Source organism: Senegalia sp. (in: firmicutes) (assembly GCF_052088025.1).
Classification (GTDB): Bacteria; Bacillota; Clostridia; order Tissierellales; family SIT17; genus Anaeromonas.
Map to the genome: position 1 here is coordinate 1 of NZ_JBQCYD010000068.1, position 7,949 is coordinate 7,949.

At 29.0% G+C, this 7,949-nt stretch carries 8 protein-coding genes and 2 pseudogenes; 7 read left to right on the forward strand and 3 right to left on the reverse strand.

Annotated elements, in window-relative coordinates:
* A pseudogene (locus ACTHUW_RS12045) lies at positions 1-404 on the forward strand (RNA-guided endonuclease TnpB family protein); the annotation flags it as partial.
* A gap of 161 nt (positions 405-565) precedes the next feature.
* Here the strand turns inward: ACTHUW_RS12045 and ACTHUW_RS12050 are convergent.
* Positions 566-1,426 carry an MATE family efflux transporter gene (locus ACTHUW_RS12050; protein ID WP_442198070.1) on the reverse strand — a complete coding sequence of 287 codons (861 nt, stop codon included), beginning with the start codon at positions 1,424-1,426 and terminating at the stop codon, positions 566-568.
* 299 nt (positions 1,427-1,725) lie between these two features.
* Here ACTHUW_RS12050 and ACTHUW_RS12055 point away from each other — a divergent pair, with 299 nt between their 5' ends.
* The 5 genes from ACTHUW_RS12055 (at position 1,726) to ACTHUW_RS12075 (ending at position 5,765) form a co-directional block, all read left to right on the forward strand.
* Positions 1,726-2,487: an SDR family NAD(P)-dependent oxidoreductase gene (locus tag ACTHUW_RS12055; RefSeq protein WP_442198069.1), complete on the forward strand. Its 762-nt coding sequence runs from the start codon at positions 1,726-1,728 to the stop codon at positions 2,485-2,487.
* A 130-nt stretch (positions 2,488-2,617) separates the two neighbouring features.
* The gene (locus ACTHUW_RS12060; RefSeq protein ID WP_442198068.1) at positions 2,618-3,256 is read left to right on the forward strand and encodes a class I SAM-dependent methyltransferase; all 639 of its coding nucleotides are present in this window, start codon (positions 2,618-2,620) and stop codon (positions 3,254-3,256) included.
* Between the two features lie 87 nt (positions 3,257-3,343).
* Positions 3,344-3,640 carry an iron-sulfur cluster repair di-iron protein, ric gene (locus tag ACTHUW_RS12065; protein WP_442198067.1) on the forward strand — a complete coding sequence of 99 codons (297 nt, stop codon included), beginning with the start codon at positions 3,344-3,346 and terminating at the stop codon, positions 3,638-3,640.
* A gap of 28 nt (positions 3,641-3,668) precedes the next feature.
* Positions 3,669-5,519 carry a heavy metal translocating P-type ATPase gene (locus tag ACTHUW_RS12070; protein WP_442198066.1) on the forward strand — a complete coding sequence of 617 codons (1,851 nt, stop codon included), beginning with the start codon at positions 3,669-3,671 and terminating at the stop codon, positions 5,517-5,519.
* Between the two features lie 18 nt (positions 5,520-5,537).
* A complete protein-coding gene (locus ACTHUW_RS12075; RefSeq protein ID WP_442198065.1) occupies positions 5,538-5,765 on the forward strand; it encodes a heavy-metal-associated domain-containing protein in 228 nt (75 codons plus the stop codon).
* Positions 5,766-5,813: 48 nt separating this feature from the next.
* Here the strand turns inward: ACTHUW_RS12075 and ACTHUW_RS12080 are convergent, their stop codons facing one another.
* A complete protein-coding gene (locus ACTHUW_RS12080; RefSeq protein ID WP_442210332.1) occupies positions 5,814-6,983 on the reverse strand; it encodes an FAD-dependent oxidoreductase in 1,170 nt (389 codons plus the stop codon).
* Positions 6,984-7,031: 48 nt separating this feature from the next.
* On the reverse strand, positions 7,032-7,157 hold the full coding sequence (locus ACTHUW_RS12085; RefSeq protein ID WP_442198063.1) for a hypothetical protein: 126 nt from the start codon (positions 7,155-7,157) through the stop codon (positions 7,032-7,034).
* Between the two features lie 188 nt (positions 7,158-7,345).
* On the opposite strand from ACTHUW_RS12085, the pseudogene ACTHUW_RS12090 reads away from it, so the two are divergent.
* A pseudogene (locus ACTHUW_RS12090) lies at positions 7,346-7,949 on the forward strand (hypothetical protein); the annotation flags it as partial.

Consider the following 7,949-nt stretch of genomic DNA (forward strand, 5'->3'; position numbering starts at 1 on the left):
AAACCGGTAGGTTTAAAAGAAAGAAGAGATTTGGTAAGTCTATAGGAAGTAAGGCACCGAGTAAGTTTTTTAATATATTAGAAAGAAAATTAAACTATATTGGAAAAGAAATAAAATATATTGATACATGGAAGTTTAAAGCAAGTCAATATAATCATTATACCGGTGAATATAAAAAGGTATCATTATCTGCTAGATGGAAAGTTATAAATGATATAAGGGTACAAAGAGACTTATATAGTGCATTTTTAATAATGAATAGTAAAGATAATTTAAAAGAAACAGATAGAGATAGATGTAATAAGAATTTTGAAAAATTTTTAAAACTTCATGCTAAAGAAATTAAAAGATTAAAAGAGACAAATAATATAAAATTATTTTCAAGCTTTGGAATAGATTTATAAAATAAAAAGTTTAATATATAGGTTGAGCTACCAGCCTTAAATTATCATTAATATTTGGGTATAAATATAGATAATAAAGTTTAAATGAAAATAAGTTAGTTCTATTAATCAGATATTATTTTTTAATAGAGAAGCTTTTAGTAATTTAGAACCTGCCAACTTTAGGTGTGCAGAGTAGTCAGATTTGCAGCTATCACCATTTCACCAAAACTATTAGTCAATGACTGTACTATAATCATTGCAAGAGAGAATATAGCTTGAGTTAACCCTGATGGTAATCCAAGTTTAATTAATTTATAAGAGTATTCTTTGTTTAGATTTAGCATTTTAAAATTCAAATCAAAACTAATTTTATTTTTAATTAATTTTCTAACAGTGAGAATTGCTGAAAAACTTTGTGCAATAATAGTAGCTAGAGCTACTCCAGGAACACCCATATTAAATTGAGCTACAAATATAATATCAAGGATTACATTAAGAGCAGTAGATATTAGTAAAAATATAAGAGCTGAAATTGAATCTCCAAGTCCTCTTAAAACTCCAGACAATATATTAAAATAAGCAAAGCCAGCTATACCTATGAAGAAAATATTCAAATAATCAGTAGACCAATTTATGATAGATTCTGGCGTATTAAGAAGTGAAAGTAAGGGTCTAGAAAGAAGAGGACCTATAATCATTATAATTATTGAAGCTATAGCTGTTAAAGATATACAAATACCTATTGTACGAGATAGTTCTTCTCTATCCTTAGCTCCAAAATACTGGGCCACCATTATACTAGCTCCTACAGAGATTCCTACAAATAAAACTAGTAAAAGATTTAATATAGGGGAAGCACTGCCAACTGCAGCAAGTGCATTATCTCCAATATATCTTCCTACAATAATTGAATCAGCAGTATTATATAATTGTTGTGCAATATTTCCTATCAACATAGGTACTGCAAATTCTACAATTCGTTTCCAAGGAGTACCTTCTGTAAGATCTTTTGGGGCAAATTTTTCTTTTAAACTTTGCATATTCTTCCTCCAAATTTAAAATATACATAATGAAATTATGTTATTAATTATATTAAAATAATAGTTATAAAATACAATAATTTTACTTTTTTATTTTGATACTCTAAAGATATTATATCAGAAATATATATATGGTTCATTATTATAAATTTAAATTTATTTTTCAATTATAATTATCATTACTTTATCATATTTTAATATATACTTACTCCTATATAAAAATTAATAATTAAAATACGAGTATTTGTGGGATTAAGCTTATAATCTAGGGTATAAATAATCAAAGGAGGTTTTATGCGATGAATAAAAGATTTGAAGACAAAGTAGTATTAATTACAGGTGGTTCTGGAGATATTGGAACAACTACAGCTAAAATGTTTTTAGAAGAAGGTGCTAAGGTGGCTATCGTGGGAACTAGTGATGAAAAACTAGCAAAAGCCAAAGAAAGTTTAGGTGATGTATTAACTATTAAAGCAAATGTAGTTAATGAAGATGAAGTTAAAAACTATGTTGATAAAACAGTAGAAGAATATGGTAAAATCGATGTATTTTTTAACAATGCTGGAATCGAAGGCAAAATGATACCTATAGAAGCATTAGAAATGGATGATTTCAAAAAAGTTTTAGATGTTAACGTAGTAGGTGCTTTTTTAGGACTCAAATATGTAATACCTATAATGAAAAAACAAAAGTCTGGTAGTATTATAAATACATCATCAGTTGCAGGCTTGGGTGGAACAGCTGCAATGTCACCTTATGTAACTTCAAAACATGCTGTGATTGGACTTACAAAAACTGCAGCATTAGAAGTTGCAGGCGATAATATCAGGGTAAATTGTATTAATCCTTCTCCTATTGAAGGAAGAATGATGGATTCTATAGAATCAGGATTTAACTCTGATGATCCTGACTCAATGGAGCAAGAATTTATTAAAACAATACCGCTAGGAAGATATGGAAAAGTTGAAGAAGTTGCTAAATTAGTGATGTTTTTAGCTTCAGATGATTCAGAATTTATAACAGGCTCTATCCATCGAATTGATGGAGGAATGTTAGCTTAAAGTTAAATATTAGCTATAAATCTTAATGCTAGATTACTTTCTATTAATAATATTACTAGGAAGTAATCTTTCTTATTTTTTGTTATAATAAAATATACTTAAAATAATTATATTGAAAGTAGTGATAAAATTGAAAAAGAATATAAATTGTTTACTTTGTAATTCAAGTACAAAATTATTTCATGAAAATAAAGGTAATAAATACTATCGATGTGAAAATTGTTTTTCTATAATGTTAGATCCTTCCAATTATATAAGTAAGGAAGAAGAAAAGGCAAGATATAAGACTCATAACAATGATGTAGATGATACCGGCTATCAAAAATTTGTATCACCCATTGTAGAGGGTGTGAAACATAATTATAATACAAATCATATAGGATTGGATTATGGGGCGGGTACTGGTCCTGTAATAACAAGTCTTTTAGAAAAAGAATCTTATCAAGTGAAATTATATGATCCTTATTTCCATAATGAACCTAAAAATCTTCAAAAAAAATATGATTATATTATTTGCTCAGAAGTAATAGAACATTTTTATAATCCATATAATGAATTTAAAGCTTTAAAGGATATGTTAAATATAGGAGGAAGTATTTTTTGTATGACAAGTCTATATGATGAAGATATAGATTTTAAAAATTGGTATTATAAAAATGATGAAACGCATGTGTTTTTTTATCATAAGAAAGCTTTAGAATGGATAAAGAATGAATTTAATTTTTCTGATTTAGCTATAGATGAAAAATTAATAAAGCTTACAAAATGAAAATTGATTTAAATCATTTTTAAATTTTTCAAATGATGGTATGATATATATAAGATCAAACGATAATAAAAAAGGGAGAGGATATATATGATGAAAAAATTTAAAGAAGTAAAGGAAAGAAATATAGAAACATTAGAACAATATGTTCCGGTTGTAGAAAGAGTACATGGAAAAGAGCATCCAGAGTTTTATGATGTGCACAAGGTCTTTAATCAAATTAATATAAAAATAAAAAATTCTGATTTGGAGACACTAGAGCTAGAGGATGAGTTTAAAGAATTAAGACAAATTACAGATGATTACACAGTGCCTAGTAATACTTGTGAAACTTATGAGGCAGTATATAATATGTTATCTGAACTTGATAAGGCATATCATAAATAGAGTCTTTATAATAGGAAGGTGAAGATTATTGCAACGCTATATTTTTAAAAATAAAAATAAAATAATGCTGCTTAGTGGTATTTTGATTGCTACTGCATTTTTAAGCAAATGGACTGTATCTAATATGCTTATTTTCAAGTGGGCATTAATAATAGCATCTATTTTGGGTACAATACCTATTGCCCTTCAAGCATATCAAGCATTGAGGGTAAAGGTAGTTAGTATAGATGTATTAGTAACAATTGCTGTTGTAGGTGCATTTTTGATACAAAATTATGAAGAGTCAGCAATTGTAACATTCTTATTTCTATTTGGTGCATATTTAGAACTTCGCACACTTAATCAAACTAGATCTGCTATAAAAGAGTTAACAGAAATGGCACCAGAACGTGCAGAAAAACAAATGGAAGATGGTAAGTTTAAAGAAGTTGATGTATTTGAAGTTGATGAAGGAGATATACTACTTGTTAAAACAGGTGCAAAGGTTCCAGTAGATGGTACAGTTTTAATTGGAGAAGGACATATAAACGAAGCAAGTATCACAGGGGAATCTGTTCCTGCACAAAAAGAAAAGGATTCAAAGGTTTTTGCAGGTACAATATTAGAAAATGGAACACTTCAAATTCTTGCAGATCGTGTAGGAGAAGATACAACCTTTGGTAAAATTATTGAGTTGGTAGAAGAAGCACAAGATTCCAAATCTGAAGCAGAACGTTTCATAGATCGTTTCTCAAAATACTACACTCCAGCTGTATTAGTATTAGCATTTATTGTGTGGTTATTTTCAAGAGACATAGAACTAGCTATTACTATTCTGGTATTAGGTTGTCCTGGTGCCTTAGTAATTGGAGTACCAGTATCCAATGTTGCAGGAATTGGAAATGGTGCAAGGCAAGGGATACTATTAAAGGGTAGTGAAGTTATACATGACTTTAGTAGATCATATACAATGATATTTGATAAGACAGGTACACTTACTGCAGGAAATCCAACTGTATCAGAAACAAAATATTATTCAGATGATAGTAAAAAAGCTCTTTCCTATCTTGCAAGTGTAGAAAATGAATCAGACCATCCCCTTGCAAAAGCAGTTTTAGAGGAAATTGGTGAAATAAAATTATCAACAGTTGAAAATACAGAAGTAGTTAAAGGTGGAGGAATTATAGCCAATATAGATGGTCACAGAGTAGCTGTAGGTAATGTAGCTTTAATGGAAAGAGAAAATGTAATATTTAATGAACAAGCAAAAACTGATATAAAAGATTTTGAAAAAAGAGGCAACTCATTGGTACTAACATCAATTGATGGTAAGATTAGTATTTTGATGGGGGTTCGAGATCAAATTCGTAAAGGTGCTAAGGAAGATCTTGAAAAACTAAGAAAATTAGGTATGAAAAATTTAATTATGCTATCAGGTGATAATCAAGGTACTGTTGATCTAGTTAGCAAGGAACTTGGATTAAGTGCAGCATATGGAAATATGTTACCTGAAGATAAGGCTGAATATGTAAGGAAACTAAAGGATGAAGGCAAGATAGTAGCTTTTGTTGGAGATGGTATAAATGATAGTCCTTCACTAGCATTAGCAGATATAGGTATTGCTATGGGAAATGGTACAGATGTAGCTATTGAAACTTCAGATATTGTACTCATGAATTCAGATATTAGTCGTTTGCCCCATGCAGTTGGACTTACAAAAGCTACAGCTAGAAATATGATTCAAAATATTATTATTGCAGTAGGCGTTGTATTACTATTACTATCAGCAGTATTTTTTAGTAATTGGATGAATATGTCTATAGGCATGCTCGTACATGAAGGTAGTATACTAGTTGTTATATTGAATGGTATAAGGCTATTAGGGTATAAATTAAAATAATGAAGGGAGATAATAATTATGAAAAAAGCAACAATCCAATTAGAACCTTTAACATGTCCATCTTGTATTCAAAAAATTGAAGCTGCAGTTGCAGGTGTAGATGGGGTAGATAAAGATTCAATAAAAGTGTCATTTAACTCTAGCAAAGCTAAGTTTGATTTTGATGAAGAAAAGAATTCAATTGATAAATTTGAAGAAGCAATTGATAAAGTAGGATATGAAGTTAAAAGTGCTAGAGCAAAATAATATATAGATAATCCCTGAGTAATTTACTCAGGGATTATTTTTATGTTTTTATTTTGCTACAGAAGATGCAATATTTATAGCATCCCAAGAAAGTGAAAATGGTGGGGAATAAGCATAATCATAATATGTCAAATCCTTTGTTGTAAGTCCAGCATGAATTGCAGTAGTAAATGGATGAAGTCGCATTAAAGCATCATTTTTTCCAAAAACTCTAGCTCCAAGTATCCTATAGCTGTTCTTTTCATATATAATTCTAAAATCTATTTTATGTGAACCAGGCATATAGGATGGCTTATTTAAAACTTCAGATTCTGCAATATCATAATAATAGCCCAAGTCTTTAGCTTGAGATTCAGTAAGTCCTGTCGTTCCAAATTCTAATTCTCCAATTTTAACAGAACTACTAGATAGTGATTCATAAGAAGCAAAGAGGTTATCTTTATCTCTTGATAAATTTATACCTATTTGTCTACCTATTTTGTTTGCACTAGTTCCAAGTGGAATATGTGGATTTTTTAAAAACTTATGTGGAACGGTTGCGCAATCTCCAACACTCCATACATTTTCAATATTAGTACGACCATATTTATCAATTACAATAGCACCATTTTTTATCTTTTTTAATCTTCCGTTATTAAATATTCTAGTATTTGGTCTTACTCCTATAGCTAATATTATAGCATCAACTTCATCTTGCCTATTTGAAGTAATGATTTTTTTTACAGTTTTATCTTCTGCTACTACATCCTCTAATCTTTCAGAAAAATGAATATTGACACCTAATTTTTCTATTTCATCTTTTGCAGCTATGCCAGCTTTTGTATCATATACGCCATTTAAAAGTTGGTCTCTTGAATGATAAAGACTTATATTTAAATGATCATATCTAGAAAGTTGTTCAGCTACTTCAACACCTATAAATCCACCACCTACTATAGCTATATTTTTATAATTATCTATATTTTCTTTTAAATCCTTAGCTATATAAGGTTTTGTAAGAGTATATACATTTTCAGAATTTATACCTTCAATATCTGGAATAAAAGGTGATGCCCCTGTTGCTATTACTAATTCATTATAATCAAAGACTTTTTCTTTAGCATTTTCTAAGTCTTCTACAAAAACCTTCTTTTCATCAAAATCTACTGATTTCACCTCATGTTTTTGGAGTAAATTAATACCTTTTTTTCTTGCATCTTCTATTGTCTTTGTAAACAATTCTTCATCTATATTATCAAATATATCACCGATATAATAGGGAAGACCTCAGGCTCCAAAAGATATATAATCTTCTTTTTCTAAAACAGTAATTTCTAAGTCTGGATTTTCTCTAATTGCTTTAAAAGCAACACTCATTCCTCCTGCAATTCCACCTATAATAACTACTTTCATGTAATCACCTCATATATTATTTATAACTAATTTACCCTTGAATAAGATAAGTAATCATATTGGGGTTGACCTGTAATTTAATTTAACAAATCACCTCTTTAAGTGATATAATTATAAGTGGAGGGAAGTATTTAAATACAATACATAAATCAGATATTATAAAAAATTTACATAAAGGGGAAATTAAAATGACAAGAGAATTTAAAATAGCAATGCTTGGTTTTGGAAGTGCTGGTAAGGCCTTTGCAAAATTACTGATGGATAAGCATGAGGAGATATTGGAGAAATATGAATGTGATACAAAAGTAGTTGCTATTTCTACAAATAGCAGAGGTAGTATGGTAGATGAAGCTGGTATTGATTTAGAATCAACATTATCTGATATTGAGAATTTAAATAAATTTAATGAGAAAAGAAAATGTTATTCTAAGTTAAATTCTATGGAGATAGCAAAAACAGTAAATTATGATGTGATTATGGAGTTAACTCCCCTTCAAATATTTACAGGACAACCTGCAATAGATCATATTAAAATAGCACTTAATAGAAAGAAACATGCTATAACTGCAAACAAGGGTCCAATTGCATGGGCATATGAAGAATTAAGAGAATTAGCTAAGAAACAAAATAGTTTATTTTATTATGAAACAACAGTAATGGATGGAACACCTGTATTTAATCTAGTTGAAGAAACATTAGATCTTTGCAAAGTAACACAAGTAAATGGAATATTAAATTCTACTACAAATTTCATATTAGAGGAAATAGCAGAAGGAAAAGCATATGATGATG

Bases quoted from the DNA above. Each gene is read 5' to 3' on its own strand.
- ACTHUW_RS12050 (WP_442198070.1), bottom strand. From the start codon at position 1,426: ATGCAAAGTTTAAAAGAAAAATTTGCCCCAAAAGATCTTACAGAAGGT.
- ACTHUW_RS12055 (WP_442198069.1), top strand. From the start codon at position 1,726: ATGAATAAAAGATTTGAAGACAAAGTAGTATTAATTACAGGTGGTTCT.
- ACTHUW_RS12065 (WP_442198067.1), top strand. From the start codon at position 3,344: ATGATGAAAAAATTTAAAGAAGTAAAGGAAAGAAATATAGAAACATTA.
- ACTHUW_RS12075 (WP_442198065.1), top strand. From the start codon at position 5,538: ATGAAAAAAGCAACAATCCAATTAGAACCTTTAACATGTCCATCTTGT.
- ACTHUW_RS12085 (WP_442198063.1), bottom strand. From the start codon at position 7,157: ATGAAAGTAGTTATTATAGGTGGAATTGCAGGAGGAATGAGTGTTGCT.